This is a genomic window from Streptococcus sp. FSL E2-3488, assembly GCF_038003585.1.
GTDB lineage: Bacteria > Bacillota > Bacilli > Lactobacillales > Streptococcaceae > Streptococcus > Streptococcus thermophilus.
The window spans coordinates 908,243-926,878 of the sequence record NZ_JBBOPL010000001.1 but is presented as its reverse complement, the minus strand read 5'-3'; the positions used below and the strand labels follow the sequence as shown (position 1 = coordinate 926,878).

At 39.6% G+C, this 18,636-nt stretch carries 13 protein-coding genes and 3 pseudogenes; 4 read left to right on the top strand and 12 right to left on the bottom strand.

The window, feature by feature from the left end; genetic code table 11:
• Positions 1 to 103 precede the first annotated feature (103 nt).
• Together MHH90_RS04850 and MHH90_RS04845 are read left to right on the top strand one after the other, a co-directional pair.
• On the top strand, positions 104 to 493 hold the full coding sequence (locus tag MHH90_RS04850; RefSeq protein WP_340725807.1) for a hypothetical protein: 390 nt from the start codon (positions 104 to 106) through the stop codon (positions 491 to 493).
• A complete protein-coding gene (locus MHH90_RS04845) occupies positions 435 to 875 on the top strand; it encodes a hypothetical protein (RefSeq protein ID WP_228024360.1) in 441 nt (146 codons plus the stop codon). Before MHH90_RS04850 ends, MHH90_RS04845 begins: the two co-directional genes overlap by 59 nt.
• 105 nt (positions 876 to 980) lie before the next feature.
• Here MHH90_RS04845 and glgP read toward each other — a convergent pair whose 3' ends face one another.
• The 3 genes and pseudogenes from glgP to MHH90_RS04830 all read right to left on the bottom strand — a co-directional run.
• Positions 981 to 3,245: a glycogen/starch/alpha-glucan family phosphorylase gene (gene glgP / locus MHH90_RS04840; RefSeq protein ID WP_167401502.1), complete on the bottom strand. Its 2,265-nt coding sequence runs from the start codon at positions 3,243 to 3,245 to the stop codon at positions 981 to 983.
• A gap of 1 nt (position 3,246) precedes the next feature.
• Positions 3,247 to 4,746 (bottom strand): 4-alpha-glucanotransferase, encoded by a 1,500-nt coding sequence (gene malQ / locus MHH90_RS04835; RefSeq protein ID WP_340725806.1) that lies wholly within the window; start codon positions 4,744 to 4,746, stop codon positions 3,247 to 3,249.
• A gap of 183 nt (positions 4,747 to 4,929) precedes the next feature.
• Positions 4,930 to 5,343: pseudogene (locus tag MHH90_RS04830) on the bottom strand (substrate-binding domain-containing protein); the annotation flags it as partial.
• A gap of 1 nt (position 5,344) precedes the next feature.
• On the opposite strand from MHH90_RS04830, the pseudogene MHH90_RS04825 reads away from it, so the two are divergent.
• Both MHH90_RS04825 and MHH90_RS04820 read left to right on the top strand, forming a co-directional pair.
• Positions 5,345 to 5,625, top strand: a pseudogene (locus MHH90_RS04825) (transposase); the annotation flags it as partial.
• A gap of 53 nt (positions 5,626 to 5,678) precedes the next feature.
• Positions 5,679 to 5,897 carry a type I toxin-antitoxin system Fst family toxin gene (locus tag MHH90_RS04820; RefSeq protein WP_307770172.1) on the top strand — a complete coding sequence of 73 codons (219 nt, stop codon included), beginning with the start codon at positions 5,679 to 5,681 and terminating at the stop codon, positions 5,895 to 5,897.
• A gap of 138 nt (positions 5,898 to 6,035) precedes the next feature.
• On the opposite strand, the gene MHH90_RS04815 is transcribed toward MHH90_RS04820, so the two are convergent.
• The 9 genes and pseudogenes from MHH90_RS04815 to lpdA all read right to left on the bottom strand — a co-directional run bounded on the left by MHH90_RS04815 (position 6,036) and on the right by lpdA (position 18,520).
• The gene (locus MHH90_RS04815; protein ID WP_002947363.1) at positions 6,036 to 6,224 is read right to left on the bottom strand and encodes a twin-arginine translocase TatA/TatE family subunit; all 189 of its coding nucleotides are present in this window, start codon (positions 6,222 to 6,224) and stop codon (positions 6,036 to 6,038) included.
• A 12-nt stretch (positions 6,225 to 6,236) separates the two neighbouring features.
• On the bottom strand, positions 6,237 to 6,965 hold the full coding sequence (gene tatC, locus MHH90_RS04810) for a twin-arginine translocase subunit TatC (protein WP_024009901.1): 729 nt from the start codon (positions 6,963 to 6,965) through the stop codon (positions 6,237 to 6,239).
• Entirely contained in the window at positions 6,952 to 8,637 is a 1,686-nt protein-coding gene (locus MHH90_RS04805; protein WP_340725805.1) for an FTR1 family iron permease, read from the bottom strand. Before MHH90_RS04805 ends, tatC begins: the two co-directional genes overlap by 14 nt.
• Entirely contained in the window at positions 8,615 to 9,820 is a 1,206-nt protein-coding gene (gene efeB, locus MHH90_RS04800; RefSeq protein WP_084830640.1) for an iron uptake transporter deferrochelatase/peroxidase subunit, read from the bottom strand. Before efeB ends, MHH90_RS04805 begins: the two co-directional genes overlap by 23 nt.
• 5 nt (positions 9,821 to 9,825) lie before the next feature.
• Positions 9,826 to 10,704 carry an iron uptake system protein EfeO gene (efeO, locus tag MHH90_RS04795; protein ID WP_022096825.1) on the bottom strand — a complete coding sequence of 293 codons (879 nt, stop codon included), beginning with the start codon at positions 10,702 to 10,704 and terminating at the stop codon, positions 9,826 to 9,828.
• A gap of 250 nt (positions 10,705 to 10,954) precedes the next feature.
• Positions 10,955 to 15,457, bottom strand: a pseudogene (locus tag MHH90_RS04790) (pullulanase).
• Positions 15,458 to 15,652: 195 nt separating this feature from the next.
• Complete coding sequence (locus MHH90_RS10240) at positions 15,653 to 16,132, bottom strand: GH25 family lysozyme (RefSeq protein ID WP_041827343.1); 480 nt, start codon at positions 16,130 to 16,132, stop codon at positions 15,653 to 15,655.
• A gap of 115 nt (positions 16,133 to 16,247) precedes the next feature.
• On the bottom strand, positions 16,248 to 16,490 hold the full coding sequence (locus tag MHH90_RS10235; protein ID WP_014621592.1) for a hypothetical protein: 243 nt from the start codon (positions 16,488 to 16,490) through the stop codon (positions 16,248 to 16,250).
• Positions 16,491 to 16,765: 275 nt separating this feature from the next.
• The gene (gene lpdA, locus MHH90_RS04785) at positions 16,766 to 18,520 is read right to left on the bottom strand and encodes a dihydrolipoyl dehydrogenase (RefSeq protein WP_084830641.1); all 1,755 of its coding nucleotides are present in this window, start codon (positions 18,518 to 18,520) and stop codon (positions 16,766 to 16,768) included.
• Positions 18,521 to 18,636: the final 116 nt, after the last annotated feature.

Below are 18,636 nucleotides of genomic sequence, written 5' to 3'. Positions count from 1 at the left end.
TTATTTTCATGATATAATAGTAAAAACATGGGAGTTAGGGATGATAAAGGAATTGATCCGAGAAGGCTTTTTTTTGCATATCACTTTTACAGATAATACCAATATGACTTTACCATTTGGACAGGTGACTTCCACTGAAAACTATTCTGAACGTTATGAAAACAATTTCGATTATAAAGTTTTTGAAGTCGGTCTAGGCTTTGATAAAGAATGGTTTTCTAATGCAGAGAATTACAAACAAATGATTCAGCGTTTCCCTGGATTACATGATAAAACAATAGATACCGACTTCGAATTGTACCTAAGAGATTTTCTCTTTTTGATAGTCCCTGGCGATACCCTATATCAAACTGGAGCTGTAAAAGATGGTGTAAGTGAATACAACTTTCAGTTGAAAAATCCTAAGTCAGAAAAAATGAAAAGTTATATTATCTATGGAAATGAAGGAGACATTTCAATATGGGATTGGGAGGCTTCCCTTTATTACCTTTGATAAGGATGATGCTAGTAAAGAAAGAACTAAAGAAAGAATTCAGGACTTCTTCGATGACTACGATATTAGAGAATATGGTAATCTTTGGGATGAAAGATACAATATAACAACATTTCCTCGCTTAAATGATTTTAGAGGAGATGGCTATAATTTTTATAAGATGGTCTTTTACTCAGATGAATTTACATATTTTCCACTTAGTCTTGATTTAACAGGTAAGAGCGAGAATTTTAAGATTACTATTACGGATTCTTACCTAGAAGAAGAATCTAGAACAACAAAAGACGAAATCCATTATCTAAAATACTCTAAGTCTAATACTTACGATTCATCAAATAAAGAAGCATATATTAATGATATACTAAATTATCATGCGAAATAACATAATCTTATTTATGTAAACACGGTTAATTATCCTATTGGCTGTGTTTTTTCATGCAAAAAAACAAGACCATTTCTGATCTTGTTTTCCTTCTATACAACTAGGCTAATATTTTGTGTGCCAGATATCTTTGTCATATTGTTCGATTGTACGGTCAGATGAGAAGAATCCTGCTTTAGCAATGTTGTAAACAACTTTCTTGTTCCATGCATCTTGATCTTCGTAAGCTGCGTATACTTCTTCTTTCTTCTCGATGTATTCGGCCAAGTCAATCAATGTCATGAACCAGTCTTTAGAGATAAGTTCTTTGTAAAGACGTTCCAAACGTTCTTTATCCCCAACTTTTACAAGGTCCTCGCTTATGATAAAATCAACAGCTGCTTTGATGTTAGCATCATTTTCGTAGTAATCACGTGATACGTAACCTTCTTTTTTATAAAGGTCGATGATTGTATCAGAGTCTTTACCGAATATGAAGATGTTTTCTGGTCCTACCAATTCAGCAATCTCAACGTTGGCACCATCCATTGTACCAAGTGTAAGGGCACCATTAAGCATGAATTTCATGTTACCTGTACCTGAAGCTTCTTTAGAAGCCAATGAGATTTGTTCTGAAATATCTGTCGCTGGGATAAGGTGTTCAGCAACTGTTACGTTGTAGTTCTCAACCAAGTGGACGTTGAGGTATTTGCTTACTTCTGGATCATTATTAATGAGTTCAGAAAGTGATAAGATTAAGTGAATGATGTCTTGAGCAATAACATAGGCAGGAGCTGCTTTACCACCAAAGATGATTGTGATTTTACGTTTTGGAAGGTTTCCTTTTTTGATTTCCAAGTATTTGTGGATGACATACAAAGCGTTCATTTGTTGACGTTTGTATTCGTGGAAACGTTTGATTTGTGTATCGATGATTGAATTTTCGTCAAGATCAATACCTTTATTGGCTTTAAGGTAACGCTTAAGAGCTAATTTGTTATCATATTTGATTTGAGACAAACGTTTGTGTACTGCAGGATCATCTGCAAAGGCAGCTAATTTCTCCAATTGAGTGGCATCAGTAAGGTAATCATCTCCAATTAACTCTTTTATGTAATCAGCAAGTTCTTGGTTAGCGAATTCCAACCAACGACGGAATGAAATACCGTTTGTTTTGTTGTTGAAACGTTCTGGGTAAAGGTCGTAGAAAGGTTTCAACTCAGATTTCTTAAGGATTTCTGTGTGAAGCTTTGCAACACCGTTTACGCTTGTAGAGAAGTGGATATCCATGTGGGCCATGTGAACACGGTTGTGTTCGTCAATAATTTGAACACGTGGATCATCGAATTTGCCACGAACGATGGCATCCAATTTCTTGATGATAACAACAAGGTGTGGAACAACTTCTTCAAGATAGTCAAGAGGCCATTTTTCAAGGGCTTCAGCCAAGATAGTGTGGTTTGTGTAACCTACCATTTTGCTCACAATTGCTACTGCTTCATCAAATTCAAATCCATGTTTTTCTGTCAAAAGACGAATCAATTCAGGGATAACCATTGATGGGTGAGTATCGTTGATTTGTACGTAAGCGTAATCTGGAAGATCGTGAAGGTTAGAACCACGTTCGATAGCTTCGTCAATCAAAAGTTGAGCAGCGTTTGATACCATGAAATATTGTTGGTAGATACGCAAGAGCTCACCTTTACGAGTTGAATCATCTGGGTAAAGGAAGAGTGTCAAGTTCTTTTGGATTTCATCTTGATCAAAAGTGATTCCTTTTTCAATTAAACCATAGTCCAAACCATTGATATCGAAGAGGTTAAGGTAGTTCTTAGTTTCTTTCTTGTAACCTAAGACATCCAAACGGTCCAAACGAGATTTCAAAGTGAAGTTTTTGAATGGAACATCGTAAGAGATATCAGTTGGAATCAACCATGATTGATCTTCAATCCAGTAATTTGGTTCAGCATATTGTTTGTTATCTTTGAAGACTTGTCTGAAAAGACCACAGTGGTAGTTAAGACCGACACCTTCACCGTTAATGCCAAGTGTTGACATAGAATCTATGAAACACGCAGCCAAACGTCCCAAACCACCGTTACCAAGAGATGGTTCTGGTTCAACATCTTCGATTTCACTGATTAATTTTCCGGCAGCAGCTAATTCAGCTTTCACATCTTTATAGATACCCAAGTTAATCAGGTTATTAGACAAAAGTTTACCAATCAAGAACTCAGCTGAGATGTAGTAAACTTTACGTTTACTATCATTTTTAGGTTTTGGAGCAGCTATTTCTTTTACAAATTCTAACAAAAGGTAGTAGATCTCTTCGTTTGAAAGTTCTTTAAGGTTTGTTTTTTTCGCTTCAACGTAATTTGTAAATGTAGACATTTTAATTATTTCCTCGATTATATCTTTCTGTAATATCAGTCAAAAATTCTTTCTTATCAACAGTGATTTCACCTGGAAGCATACGCCATTTCCAGTTTTTTCCAACTGTGTTAGGGATGTTTGTACGGCTATTTTCATGTTTATCAAGAATATCTTGCATAGTCGCAATAGCTGTGTTACTTACTGTTGCGAAGAGTGTGCGAAGAAGGGCACGTGTGATTGGTTCACCTTGACGACGGTTGATATAAGCATCAGTGTAATCACGTTGCTCTTGTGTCAAGTTATTATACCAACCATTGATAACTTCATTATCATGTGTACCAGTGTAAGCCACTGAGTGTTGTGTGTATGCGTGTGGAATATCAATGCTGTTACCAGTGGTATCATAGAAACCAAATTGAAGAATCTTCATTCCTGGGTAACCACAGTCTTCAAGGAATCTACGTGTTTTATCATCAATATAACCAAGGTCTTCGACAATAATCTTAAGATCACCTAACTCTTCTTTAACCACTTTAAAGAGTTCATAACTAGGTCCTGGAACCCATTTACCATTTTTAGCAGTTTCATCTCCACCAGGAATTTCCCAATAATCAGAGAAACCTTTGAAGTGGTCGATACGCAAGCAATCATAAAGTTTGAATGATTCTTGAATACGGAAGACCCACCAAGCATAGATTTCTTCTTTGTGTTTTTCCCAATCATAAACTGGATTCCCCCAAAGTTGTCCTGTTGGTGAGAAGTTATCTGGTGGAGCTCCGGCAATGTAACGTGGCTTACATTCAGCATCTAATTTGAAGAGGTGTGGCTGAGTCCAGACTTCCACACTATCAGCTGAAACGTAGATTGGCATATCACCAATAATTTGAATACCGTTCTTATTAGCATAGGCTTTCAACTCTGCCCATTGGCTAAAAAAGAGGTATTGCACAACTTGATGGTATGTGATACGATCAGTAAGTTCTTTGCGAAGCTTTTCAAGAGTTGCTTCATCACGTTCAATCGCTTTTTTATCATCCCAATCTTGAAGGGCTTTGTTATCAAAGTATTCTTTGATAGCCATGAAGTCAGCATAATCTGCCAACCAGTTAGCATTTTCAGCTTTGAAAGTTTCAAACTTCTTAGTTTCGTTTTCATTTGCCAAGATTGCTTTGACTGCTTTTTCAAGAAGTGGGCGTCGTGCTTCGTAAACTTTAGCGTAGTCGATAAACTCTGGATCTGAACCAAAATCAGAACCTTCAACATCTGCTTCCGTCAGGAATTTGTCACGAATAAGGAAATCCAAATCGATAAAGTGAGTATTCCCCGCTATTGCTGAGAATGATTGGTAAGGTGAATCTCCATAACCTGTAGTAGTCAATGGCAAAATTTGCCAGTATGTTTGCTTTGTTTCTTTCAAAAAATCAACAAAGTCGTAGGCTGCTTGACCGAAAGATCCGATTCCGTAGTCACCTGGAAGTGATGTGATGTGCATCAAAACACCGCTTGCTCGTATGTTCATAAAGTTTACCTCAAATTATTTTTTACACTAGCGATTATAATGCAAACGGTTGCACAAGTCAAGAAATTAGTGCTCTGGATTTTCTGAAAAAAGATTGTCGATTTTCGGAAAAACGATTGTCTAGGTAATAAAAAATGGTTGCTAACTTAAGTTACCAACCAAAAGTAAATATTTAAACCTTTTTTATCCCATTGAGACACTTTCTCTTTCAATGAGTCTAAATGGAACTGTTATTTTCTGTGCCTTAGTTTGAGGATTTTTAAGAAGATCCAATAGCCTTTGGACGCTTTCCTTACCCAGTTCTTTAATATTAATGTCATAGGTAGTTAGAAAAGGATGCATGATTTCAGCAAAAATTGAATTATTGAAAGAGATAATGGCGTAATCTTCGGGAATTCTGATTCCCTGATTATTTAACCAGTGTATTAACCGTAGGGCAATCAAGTCATCTTTAACTATTAAGGCAGTCAGTTGATAAGATTGCAAGCTCTCTTTCAATGAATCAATGACTCTAGATGAAAAAACAAGTTCTGGATAAGTTTCTAAATTAAATTCGTTAGTCGCTTCAATATATCCTTGATAATGTTCTTGACCTATTCAGGAGAAGAGAGTAGATGAGTTCTTTGACCTGATAGATGAAAATAGAAGCAAGGTCAATCACTATTTTCAAACGGTCTTTAGGACTTTTCTTAGACACAAGCAATACATCCAAAATGCACTAGAAACAGACTATTCAAACGCAAAACTGGAAGCTACTAATAAGTTGATCAAAGACATCAAACGCTTGGGCTTCGGTTTTAGAAACTTCATCAACTTTAAGAAGCGTGTCTTCATCACTCTGAACATGCATAAAAAGAGGACCTATCCGGCCCTCTCTAGATGTTAGCTTTTCGTCACCCACTACAGTTGACAAAGAGCCCTGATTTTTTGTTATGATCGCAATACATTCTAACATTTACCTCCTTACAGTTATTAAAGATATCTCTATCAAACTAGGATATAATATCCCTTGGCACCTCGGAACCCGCCTACGAAGGGAGGTGAGATTGCCTATGATGGATTTACTATTCAAAACTATCATAGGCCCCATTGTGGTCAGTATTATCCTTCGTCTGGTAGACAAATGGCTAAACAGGGATAGATACTGCTAAAAAAACCCGAGCTTATCTGGAAGTTAGCCCGAGGTCTTTTCTTGCCTATAATGTAGACTTACTATTCAATACAAGTGTATTATGTCATAAAAGATTAGAATTGTCAAGAAACTTGAAGATGTTCACTAAGTAGAGACCCTAGTCTTTAGTTTTGTCTTCTTCGTCTTTTTTATCATGATCAGTCTTATTTACGGCTGCTTTAAATTCGGCTAGCATTTTACCGATAGATTGACCGAGTTCTGGCAAGCGTTTAGGACCAAAGATGAGGAGGGCTCCTAGGACAATGATGATAAGTCCTGGAGCTCCGATATCACGTAGAATTCCCATGAGGTTTCCTTTCTATTTATCTTTATATTTTCTTTGTTTACGTTTATAAATAAGCTTACTAAGAGTTAAGCTAACTTCATAAAGCAAGATTAAAGGAGCAGTCATGGCCAAGTCGCTAATAAAGTCAGCTGGTGTCAGAATCACCGCCAAAACCAAGAGAACAAAGTAAGCATAGCGTCTATAGCGTGTCAAAAATACTGGTGTCAATATACCAATAGAGGTTAGGAAACTAACAACTACAGGAAATTCAAAGAGAACAGCCAAAGGCACTGTCGTATGCAGTAAGAAAGTAAGGTAGTTTTGTGCTGTAATTTGTGTATTAAAGAGTCCTTCACCTAGTTTCAAAAGCACTTCCAAGATAGCTGGACTCACAAAATAATAGCCAAAGGCCAAACCCAAAACAAAACAGACAAAAGTTGCTGGAATATAGGCAAAGATAGCACGCGCTTCATTGTCCCTCAAACCTGGTTTCACAAACTGCCAAATCTGGTAGGTGGTAAAAGGCAAGGTGACCGTAAAAGCCATGAGACTGGCTAAGTTAATATAAATCCAGAGAACATCGTTAGGTCCTAGAACCAATAAGGACTTTTCAAATCCTCTGGTCAGATAAGCATAGATCTCCCCAGCAAACAACAAGGTAATACAAAAAACTAGGAAAAAGCATAACACTACTGCAATGAATCGTCTCCGAAACTCCACTAGATGTTCAACAATGGTCATCTCATCTCTACTTCTTGCCATGCTGCTTCACCGTCACAAAGGCAATTATAACAATAAAGATAAGTTGTGGTATCAAGACTTCCCAGCTTGGATAGATACCAGCCCAATCAATGGTTGGGAAACCACTAATCAAATGATTAGACATCATATTAGTCAACTGAAGGGCATGAATACTGACACCGAGCATCTTGAAGGCTAGAGCATAAATCAACCAAGTCAAAATAAAGAAGATGCGGTGCGGTTTAATATAGTGACTAGCTTTAGTCATAGCTACAGCAATGATAACAAGAACTGCAATGGCTGAACCAATACCAATCAAAAAATTAGCTGTCGTGATACGTGGGATAATACCAACATAGAAAAGAATAGTCTCGGCACCTTCACGGAAGACAGCCAAGAAACTGAGGGCAAACATGGATACAAAACTTCCAGTGGCTGTCACTGTTTTCATCTGATGGTCCATAAAGTCATTCCACTGTTTGACTGAAGACTTGCTGTGGAGCCAGATACCGATAAGAATCATCATCGCAACTGCAAAGATACCAACGCCACCTTCAATAATTTCACGGTTAGCCCCTGAGGTCACAGCTGGAAAGACAACTTGTAAGACAACAGCGATTACTGCGCTGGCAAGAACACCAGCAATAGCTCCGCCATAAACCCATTTGAGTCCTTTACGCATCTTAGCTGCCTTAAGAGTTGTCACAAGGGCCATGACGATGAGGAGGGCTTCAACCCCTTCACGCAAGAGAATCAACATGGCATCAAAGGCATTATAAGAAGCGCTGGTATCGATAGCAGATAGGTCTGTAATCAAGGCTTGCATTTTGTCTCGATAAGCTTTTTCTTTTCCCTTTACCATGATAACAGGCGTTTCGCTCTCCACGCTCGCATAGAGGCTAGGGTTAGTCGTGCTCACGTCATCTTCAATGGTTGGCCAGATAGTGATGAACTTCTTCATAGATGCCGCAGCCGTTTTTTCATCACCTGCTTGGAATTGACTTAGAGCCTTTTCCAAGAGTTTAATACCATCTTTTAGGGTTAAACTTGAGCTTGTACTATCAAGAGGAACACCCTTGATAAAGTCATCAATCCCACCCTTAAGATCATCATATGACGACTGGATGCTGGTGAAATCAGTAGGCTCCGTCTCAATACTGCTTCGCAAAAGTGAAATAGCCGTCTCAATCTTGCCGTAGTAGGCAGTACTATGGTCACGGACAACAGCTTCATTTCGCGTCCAAGCATTATTCAATTCGCCGTAAGTTTTGCGGGTCTCAGCTAAGTCTTTAGCCGTAATGGCATCCTGTAAGTTCTTGAAATAAGGATTGAAGTGGGTCTCAAGTTTTTCCTTTTCGGCATCCAAGTCAACAAGATTTTGCTCTTTTTCAAATTTAAGGAGGGCTGACGAGATAGAGGTTAGGTCCTCTTCTGTCACGTCACCATTAATATCAAGAGCCTTGCTAACTTTTTTACCAGCCTTGGAATCGTGATTTTCCTTTGTTTCGAAATCAGTCTTAATCTCAGCAACCAATTCCTTAGCTTTTGCTTGATCCTTGTTTTGAACAGCTGTTGTTGCATCTGTGATTTTGATATAGAGATCACTATAGGATTCAGCAGCTACTGGATAGGTCCAGAATAAAGCTAGAAGCCCAAGCAAAACGAGGAGTTTATTCAAAGAGTGCTTGACCAAGGTAGCCTCCTTTCTCCACGCCAGCAAAACAAGCAAAGAGCCCGCTTCCGATATGGGTGATATACTCATTCATCTTGTCTACAGCTCCAAGATTGGTCTGTATTTTGACAAAACGGTCTGGGTCCTTCTGGTAGGCAATGAATATCAAACCTGCATCAAACTGACCCGTTCTTTCATCAATGCCATCTGAATAGGAATAGGAACGACGTAAGATAGGAAGATTTACTTCTTTGGCCAAACGCACATGGGAATCTACGGGAAGTTTAGATAAATCTACTTCATCAAACTCATCTTTCTTGCCAAAAGGAGCGCCTGATTCCTTGTAACGACCAAAGGTATTTTCCTGTTCCTGTAAACTGGTACGATCCCAAGTTTCCAAGTGCATCTGGACCAGGCGAAGAGCCATATAAGAACCACCCTTCATCCAATCCTTACTATCAGCCCAGACAACCTTGTCGAATTCCTTTTCCTTCGTTACATTAGCAGTTCCGTCCTTGAAACCAAAGAGATTGCGAGGCGTTTCCTTACGGTCACCAATAGCTGCAAAACCTGACTTGCTCCACTTCATATTGATTTTATTACGACCTTTGCGAATCAGATTGCGGACAGCATGGAAGGCTACTTGTTCATCATCTGCACAGGCTTGAATGACGATATCTCCACCCGTATACTTGTCCTGCAACTGCTCCTTTGGAAATGGAGGTAAATCACGGAAGAGCTTAGGACGCTTGGATTCTAGGCCAAGCTTTTTAAGAAAATCAGCCGAAACTCCAAAAGTCAGGCTAAGGCGATAGGGATTGAGTCCCACGGTTTCGCCTGTATCCATAGGAGGCAAGAGGGCATTAGAACCGTCTTTTTTGACTAACTCTCCTTCGACCAATTTACTACTATAATCGGTCCAGTCTTTAAAAAGCTGGATGACTTCTTTTTTATCGGTTGTATGAAGATCTAGCACCACCAAGTAGCAAGCCTTCTGCATGGGAGTCGTAATCCCAGCCTGGTGCTTACCAAAAAAGCTAATATCTTCATCCCCATCTAGGGCTTTTTTACTTGAACGATCCTGATTAGCAAAAAAAGCAGATGCACCAGAAAGACCAAGTGCAAGCCCAGCCCCTCCAATACCTGATTTTTTAAGAAATTCACGACGGTCCATTTTTTGGTCTAAAAATTTTTCATCAGTCATTTTTCTTATTTCCCATCTAGGATAACACCAATTTGTGATAATGGTTCACCAAGTTTAGTTACAGCTTCGGCCAATTCCTTAGTATCTGCCTCACTCAAATCTGTATAAGACTTATAGTTTTTCTCATCAATCATGTGTTTGTCCAAAAGACCGTTGACATTCTTGAATTCTGTTTCCAAAGTCTTAACAAGCTTAGCATCTTTCTTCTGGATCAATGGCTTGAAGAGTTCAAAGATTTTTTCTGCCCCTTCAATATTGGCACGGAAGTCGTAGAGGTCAGTGTGTGAGAAGACTTCTTCCTCACCTGTAATCTTTTGAGTGGCCACTTCGTTAAGAAGGTCTACTGCTCCTGTCAACATGATATCTGGAGTGACTTTAACAGTTGCGATTTTAGCCTTGAGTTCTTTAATATCGTTAACCAATTGATCTGCATAGGCATAGGCAGTTGTACCCTCTGTCGTGTTGTCTTGCCACATGATGCGTTCAATACGGTGGAACCCTAACCAGCCGTCTTCTGATTTATTTTCGTCCATGTAATCAACCAAACGGTAGTCGATTTTCACGTCAGACTCACCAAAGCTTTCTGCAATTGGCTCTGAACGTTCGTAAGCCATACGGATCAATGGGTATTGCTTCTTGGCTTCTTCAAGATTTCCTGACTTGAGGGTCTCACTGAATCCTTCGGTATCTTTCAAAAGCTGATCGATTTCGCCTTCCACGAAAGTTTTGTAATCACTTGTGGCCTGCTTCAATAGCTTTTGCTCACTAGCTGTGAGTTTTGAGCTAGTTGAGCTTGAATGACTTGAATTGCCAGATTTGGCACAAGCCGTCAATAAAAGTCCTGATGCTAAAAGAATAACACCAAGTTTGCTAAGTTTTTTCATGAATGTCTCCTATTTTCAAGATAGTGTTCGACATTTGTCGTTATATATGTGAATCGTCGTTTTATCATTAATAATGAACGAACGATGGTAAGTCAATTATGATCTCTCGTATGTAAGAGAACATAATCTAAAATAACAGCAGAAACCAGCGCTGTCAACGGTTTTAGGCTATTTAAGAACTATTCTAAAGAGCAGATAAAAATGATTCTAAATAAAAGAAAAACAACAGGAAATAACCTGTTGCTACTTATTATTTCGTACGACGTTTTCTAAGGAAGCCTAGGCTAAGAATACTTAGAAGACCTGCCAAAAAGAGTCCACGATTTGTCTTTTCACCAGTAGATGGCAGTTGCTTATCAGTTTGATGACTAGCTTCAGTTTTAGCCTAACCATTGTCACGATTAACAAGTTCAGCATCTCCAACAAGGTCCTCTTTACCTGAAGCCTTGGCAGTTGTTTTAGTTGCCTCAGTATCTTTTCCACCAAATGAATTGATCTTTTCTGAAGGCTGATCTACCGCCTCAGTTGGCGTCTGAGCATTAGTCAAACGAATAAATTTCGCTGTTAATGGATCCAAGGTCAAGATGTGATTGTTGATTGCAACATCTGATAAGTCACTAATTCCAGATAGATTGACCTGATTTCCATCCGCCAAAACTATATAGGATAGACCATTTGTAATCTTGCTCAAATCAAACTGACGAGACTTGCTAGCAGCATTGACATAGACAAGGTAATGGTCACCATTGAAAGCAACAGTTTAGTATCTCAATACCAAATCTTCTTGAGTGACATTGTTCGTACCTGGAACTGTCAATAGCGTCACACGTGCATCCACATCTGCTTTTGATTTAAAGTTGAAAGCATCTGTAGTCTTACGTAGGGCGATTAAACCTTTGGCAAAGGCACGTGTTTTCGTATTTTCTGGGAATGACTTAGTATCAGTCGCCTTAGTACAGTCAAAATGGTTAATGGCGTCACTAAAATCATAAGAATCATGGATAAAGTACGGATAATCAAACGGATTTCCTTTTTCATCAACTAAAAGATGAGCCTTATTCGGCACCTTGTCCTCAGAAACCGGATAACGATAGGCAGGATCGCGGAACTGTTTCGTACGAGCATATTCCTGACCAGAATGAATAAAGGATGTTCCTTGAGCAGTCAAGACCATGAGGTTTTCTAGACGCAACCGACGATGAATTACAGCATTATTCTCAGGCTTGCTTGGATCCTTCTTGATTGATTGGGCGATGATATCAAAAAGGGTCAAATTATCGTGAGCAGCAATATACTGGATAACGTCACCTGGGGAATCAGCCTCAAAGTTAGTTGGTTACGCCTTGATATTGTCAAAAACCTTATTAATATCACGTTTTCCACCTGTGATGAAGGCAGGTGTCCCCTCATTTGGATAACCTGATTTGAGGATATTTCGAATATCATCTGAAAATACAGCTACGGTATCTGTATTCTTCATCCAAGACTGATCGGCAGGCTGAACAGGACTATTTTCATCGCCAGCATAAGTCACCCAGCCCTCACCAAGCATAATGAGGTTTGGATTTAGAGCGCTTGCAGCAAGGTAAGCCTTCTCGATACTTTCAGCATCATGGTCACCCATCATATCAAAATGGAAACCATCAACCTTGTATTCCTTAGTAAGATAAGCAATCGAATCCACCAAGACACGACGACTCATATAGTGAGTCGTGCCTAGACGGACCACCTCCAAAACTCGAACGTGGTGTGCCATCAGCATCCATAAAGTGATAGTAATTTGGCTCAAGGTCTTCAAAAATAGCTGTCTTGGCTGTGTGATTGTAGACTACATCCAAGATAACATCCATACCGTGGGCATGAATAGCAGAAACTAAATTCTTGAATTCTTCGATACGTTTAGCTGGATCACTTGGCTTTTCAGAATACATACCCGTCAAAGAGAAATAGTTTTGTGGGTCATAACCCCAGTTATAGTTACTGTTACTTGATGCATGGGCATCCAAACGCTTCCCATTTTGCATTTCATTGACAAAATAGTAGCTTAATACTGGCAAAAGCTGAATATGGGTTACGCCAAGGTCTTTAAGATAATCCAAACGCTCCGGCAAAGGCTGCAAAAGTCCCAAACTGGTGTTTCAATTCAGCTGAAATAGCCTTATCAGAGGTAAAATCACGGACATGATCCTCATAAATGATGGCATCTTCTCGAGATTTAAAGTTTGGAATCTTAGCGTAGTCAAGATCTTTTGGTCCATAATTAGCAAGATCTACAAAGGCAGCCTTGGCAATCTTGTGTTCAGGTCCCTGGCTGACATTGTCACTATTCCAAGCGGCCAAAGACTTCGCATACGGATTCAAAATGATTACAGACTGATCACCACGTTTGATGCGGTATTGATAGAAATAACCGGTTAAGTTTTCCAAACCAAAATCAGTCGCAAGCAAGTCATCTTGCCAAGTACCTCGAAGTCCTTTGCTTAGAGTATGTTCAGCAAGCACCTTATCTTGATTATTCTTATCATAGACAATGATATCTACTTGATCAGCACTTGGTGACCAAAGGGTCACATGTGCCTTAGTACCATTCTCTTCTAGACGAGCACCCAATTCCCCATCGTAACTGTAGAGGGCAACCTTCAATTGCCAACTATCAGATGTTTTAAAACTATCATTGCCCAAAGTGACCTTGTAAGGCAGATTTTTCGCAACAAAATCACCAGTTAATATAGCTTTTTTGAGCTTAGTATCCAACTCAAGCTGTTTAAGAATCACACTGTTACCATCCTTATATGTAACCTTGAGGTCTTTGAGAATATCTTCAGATGAGACCTCGTCTAAGTTGGTGAAACTAAGTTCTATTTGGCTTGGACTAAGCTGATGAGCCCCAGTCAAACGCACATCCTTGACAAAATAAGGGTTGGTGTAGACTGTCGGATCAGTATCTACATAAACGTGAGTCGTATATCTGCCGATAAGATTCTTATGATTAACAGTCGAAACATTGATTTCAGTGTGTGAGCCAGTAGGTGCTGTATTGTACCAAGAAAGGTTGCCTTAGTTGCTTTTTGACCATACAGCTACACGGATATTCTGAATCCGACGACCTTGTGGCGCTTGATCAACTACTACTGTAAAACTACCTGCTTCTGAATTAACATTAGTGATATAGGTTTGCGTTTTTGTCTTAGCATTACGGAATTCAACTGTTGTCGTTGTCCCTCCTACACCAACTCGTGACCCATCATTTAAAATGTAGTACAAATGAATATTGTACAAGCCTGTTGAGTTTTTATGACTAGTAGCTTGAACCATTTACCGTATAAGTGCCATTAGCTTGTCATGTGGCTTCATACCAACGAATGTCATCTTGGCCATCTTTTTCAGACCAAATAGGTACTTGAACAGTACGAACACCTTTAGAACTATAGACATCACTGATAATGACATCAAAAGTACCAGTATCTTTATTGTTATTAACTACTGAAATGGTACCTACTGGTTTATTGTGTTTTACATCTACAATAGTTTCAGTGACATAATGACGTTGGTTGGCATTATCTACGATGTAAACGTCAGCACGGTAATTTCCTAGAGAATTCTTATGCTCGCTAGTCTTAATAGTAACACGGTAGCAACCGTCAGATTGACGACTAGCCTTATGCCAAACGAGATCATCTTGTCTATTAACAAGACTCCATGAAGGAACTAAGACTTCCATAACCCCATTTGGTGCTACGATATTGCGGATAACAGCGTCAAAAGTGCCTAAATCAGCATTATTCTCAATAACGAGACTTGCACTAGGGCGAGTTTGAGTAACTTCTACCACTTTTTCAGTAATGTAGAAACGCTTATTAGAGTCATCTACGATGTAGGCATCAGCACGGTATTTACCAGTTGAATTCTTATGATCTGTTGCTTTGATAGTCACTCGGTAAGAACCGTCGGCTTGACGAGTTGCCTTATGCCAGGTAAGATCATCTTGACCGCCAGCTAAACTCCATGAAGGAACAAGAACCTCTTTCAAACCTGTAGGAGCAACAATATTACGAACAACGGCATCAAAAGTACCTGCTGCAGTATTGTTGTTTTCAATTGTAAGAACACCACTTGGTCGAGCATAATCAACAGCCACTACTTTTTCAGCAATATAATGGCGGTTATTAGAGTTATCCACGATATAAGCATCGGCACGGTAATTTCTTTTAATGCCCTTATGCTCACTTGCCTTAATGGTTACACGATAGCTGCCATCAGTTTGCTTGGAAGCCTTATGCCAAATAAGGTCGTCTTGACTCTTTTCAAGACTCCATGTTGGCACCAAAACTTCCTTAACACCTAGTGGTGCTGTGATGTTAGTGATGACAGCATCAAAGGTACCATTCTTAGCATTATTATTTTCAATAGCAAAACTTACTTTAGGTTTCAACTGCTCTGATGTCTTACCAATGAAGACTTGAGTAGTTGTTCCGCCAACACCTGTTAATTGACCATCTTTTTGAACATAATAAAGATGAACATTATATAGGCCTGTTGAGTTTTTATGAGCTGAAGCCTTAACGTTTACTGTGTAAGTTCCATTATTTTGACGGTTAGCCGTATACCAGATAATGTCATCTTGACCATTAATTTCTGACCAAATTGGAACAGAGACTGTTTCAACGCCATTTGGTGCTTTGACATTAGAGATGACAACATCAAAGCTACCAAGAGTTGGATTGTTATTGACAATAGAAATGGTTCCACTCAAATTGCCTTGAGTGGCATCAACCTCAGCACTGGCACTTGCGGTGAAACGTTCTGTATAGTCCACGCTATGGTCAAAGACATGTTTACCTGGCAAGAGATTAGCCGTAGCTGAAAACTGCCATGCACCAGTTTTGGCATTAAAGCACATGTTTTTGGCACTTGTTGCTGTAAGAGTTGATGATGGGTACTGTGCAACTCAGAAATTCTCAATCCCAAATTGAGAGGTTGAGACAGGGTCGCGGTAGCCTAGATTGTTCTCCTCCAACCAGCTGGCACTTGTGTAGAACATCAAGTTGTTATATCCATGCTTACGCATTTCGTTAACCCAAGCTTGAGTGTTACGGTTGATATTATAAAGCATCTTAGAGTCTTCGAAATCATTAACCATAACAGTACTCTTTGGAAGGTTCAGTTTTTGTGCAGCTTGGATGTAGAAACGAGCTTCTGCACGTGCTTCTTCCTCAGTTGTGTATCGAGAAAAATGATAGGTTGATACTTGAAGACCAGCAATTTGAGCATTGCGAACTTGTGAGGGTGCTTTAGGGTTGTTGTACCAAGTGTCCTCAATCAACTTGACAACGACACCACCCACACCTTGGCATGCAAGAGCACGATAGTCATCTACACTGATTTCACCATTATGGCTGCTGACATCGATAAAAGTCTTTGGTTGCACCTTAAGTGTTGGCGAAGGAACATCTGTAGAATTCGTTAATTTAGCAGGTGTTGCTACAGTGCTGTTTGATGTTTCAGAATTTGTCGCACTTGTAGAAACTGTTGCACTTTCTGAACTAACAACTGAAGATATTACTAAAGTTGATGCCGTTGCAGCCTCGGAACTCTGTGAAGCAGGAGACCGTAGATACCGCTGGAGAACTAGCTTTTGCCACTTTACTTGTAGCCGCAGGTTGACAATGATTTCCTTCAGTAACGGAAGGCGTTTGTGTCGCCACTTCGTCTGCTTGAGCAACCTGTGTTGTGACAGCCAAGAGAACAGCCGCACTATCATAGTAGATAAAATCTTTCGTTCGCATTTAACTTTCCTTTTGCATTTTTATAATGCTTTAACCATTCTACCATAGAAAAACTCTCATGGAAAAGTCATTATTGAAAATTTTCTAAATAAGACAGAAACATTATAAAATTCTAAACGCTAGTAAAATTGCGATTTATCTTATTTGAAAACCCTTTAACTACCTATTCGTATTTAATACTAAAAATGAAAAGAATTTTACGAGATTTAGCTGAATATGAAAATGTGTGACAAAAGAAAAAATCCTCAAACACCTGTCCGAGAATTTAATTTATCTTATTTACGTTTTGGTAGGTTATGAACAGCTTCTCCAAGTACATCAGCAAAAGCCTCATACATATTTTCAGAGAAAGTTGGGTGACCATGGATAGATTGCAAGAGTTCATCTACAGTCAGTTCATTTTCCATAATAGTTGCTGCTTCGTTAATCAACTCAGCAGCAGCCGGACCAATAATGTGAACTCCAAGGATTTCATGGTATTTCGCATCCGCAACGACTTTAACAAAGCCATGAGCTTCATTTGAGGCGATAGCACGTCCATTCCCAGCAAAGCTTGATTTACCAATGAGAACATCACCATATTTAGCGCGTGCATCTTCTTCAGTTAGACCACACATTGCTACCTCTGGGTGGGTGTAAACTGCCGCTGGTGTATAATCAAGGTGTGCCTTACGGACATTACCATGCATAGCATTTTCGGCTGCTACTTCACCCATACGGTAAGCAGCGTGAGCAAGCATCTTAGTTCCGTTTACATCACCAGGGGCGTAAATACCAGGGATAGAAGTTTCTTGGTATTCATTTACTTTGATACGGCCACGGTCGAGCTCAAGGTTAAGATTTTCAAGACCGTTCAATTGTGGCACACGCCCGATTGATAGAAGGGCACGTTCAGCCACAATCTCTTCGCCATTATTGAGTTTAAGTGTTAATTGGTTATTGCCTTCAACAATTTCAGAAACACCAACAGATGTCATAATCTTCATACCCTTCTTAGAAAGGATTTTTTGAAGCTCAAGTGACACTTCTTTATCCATAGCAGGTATGATACGATCAGCCATCTCTACAACTGTTACGTCAACGCCGTATGAAGCATAAACAAGACCAAGCTCGATACCAACGACACCACCACCCATAACAGCAAGTGATTTAGGCAATTCACGCAAATCAAGAATATCATCTGATGTCATCACAAGTTGTGAATCGATTCCAGGGATATCAATACGTGATACTTTTGATCCAGTTGCAAGGATGATGTTACGTCCCTTGATTGTTTCTGAGCCAATAGTGACAGTCTTATCAGGGTTAACTTGACCAAGACCATTGAAAATAGTTACCTTATTAGCTTTCAAAAGACCTTGCACACCACCAGTAAGGGTCTTAACAACAGAGTTTTTAAAGTCAACCGTCTTATCCATATCGATGGTGTAGTTTGTTGATGCTAGGTTGATACCACGACCTGCTGCAATTTTAAGTCCATCAAGGATTTCTGCGTTTTTAAGGTAGGTCTTAGTTGGGATACATCCCTTATTCAAACATGTTCCACCAAATTCTGATTTTTCAACGATGGCAACCTTACCGCCAAGTTGTGCTCCACGGATGGCTGCATAGTAACCAGCTGGACCACCACCAACAACAACGATATCATATTCGTTATCAGCAAGGGCTGCTTTTTCTGCTGTCGCTGGAGATGGTTGAGATGGAGCTTTAGGGACTTCAAGCCCAGCCGCTTCCAATTGAGCAGTTGCTTCTGCAGCTGGTGCGCTTGTAGAATTATCAGCCACAACTTCTCCTTCAGCTCCGATATAACCAATCACCTCAGTAACTGGTACTGTTTCACCAGCTTGACGGGTAATCTTCAAAAGAACACCTGAGTCTTCTGCTTCAAGTTCCATGTTTGTCTTATCTGACATGATTTCAAGAAGGATATCTCCCTCATTAACCACGTCTCCCTCTTGTTTTTTCCACTCAATGATTTCACCTTCCTGCATATCAACACCGAGCTTAGGCATAATAATCTCAAAAGCCATTTATAAGATACCAAGAGCGACCAGAAAGCGACTGAAAATTAGGTGCCCGGCACGTCAGCCTGCTGGCGTAGACGGACGGTTTATTTTCCAAGCTTTCCGCTCGGGTTCAGTTAAAC

Bases quoted from the DNA above. Each gene is read 5' to 3' on its own strand.
- MHH90_RS04850 (WP_340725807.1), top strand. From the start codon at position 104: ATGACTTTACCATTTGGACAGGTGACTTCCACTGAAAACTATTCTGAA.
- MHH90_RS04845 (WP_228024360.1), top strand. From the start codon at position 435: ATGGAAATGAAGGAGACATTTCAATATGGGATTGGGAGGCTTCCCTTT.
- glgP (WP_167401502.1), bottom strand. From the start codon at position 3,245: ATGTCTACATTTACAAATTACGTTGAAGCGAAAAAAACAAACCTTAAA.
- malQ (WP_340725806.1), bottom strand. From the start codon at position 4,746: ATGAACATACGAGCAAGCGGTGTTTTGATGCACATCACATCACTTCCA.
- MHH90_RS04820 (WP_307770172.1), top strand. From the start codon at position 5,679: ATGATCGCAATACATTCTAACATTTACCTCCTTACAGTTATTAAAGAT.
- MHH90_RS04815 (WP_002947363.1), bottom strand. From the start codon at position 6,224: ATGGGAATTCTACGTGATATCGGAGCTCCAGGACTTATCATCATTGTC.
- tatC (WP_024009901.1), bottom strand. From the start codon at position 6,965: ATGGCAAGAAGTAGAGATGAGATGACCATTGTTGAACATCTAGTGGAG.
- efeB (WP_084830640.1), bottom strand. From the start codon at position 9,820: ATGACTGATGAAAAATTTTTAGACCAAAAAATGGACCGTCGTGAATTT.
- efeO (WP_022096825.1), bottom strand. From the start codon at position 10,704: ATGAAAAAACTTAGCAAACTTGGTGTTATTCTTTTAGCATCAGGACTT.
- MHH90_RS10235 (WP_014621592.1), bottom strand. From the start codon at position 16,490: ATGCGAACGAAAGATTTTATCTACTATGATAGTGCGGCTGTTCTCTTG.
- lpdA (WP_084830641.1), bottom strand. From the start codon at position 18,520: ATGGCTTTTGAGATTATTATGCCTAAGCTCGGTGTTGATATGCAGGAA.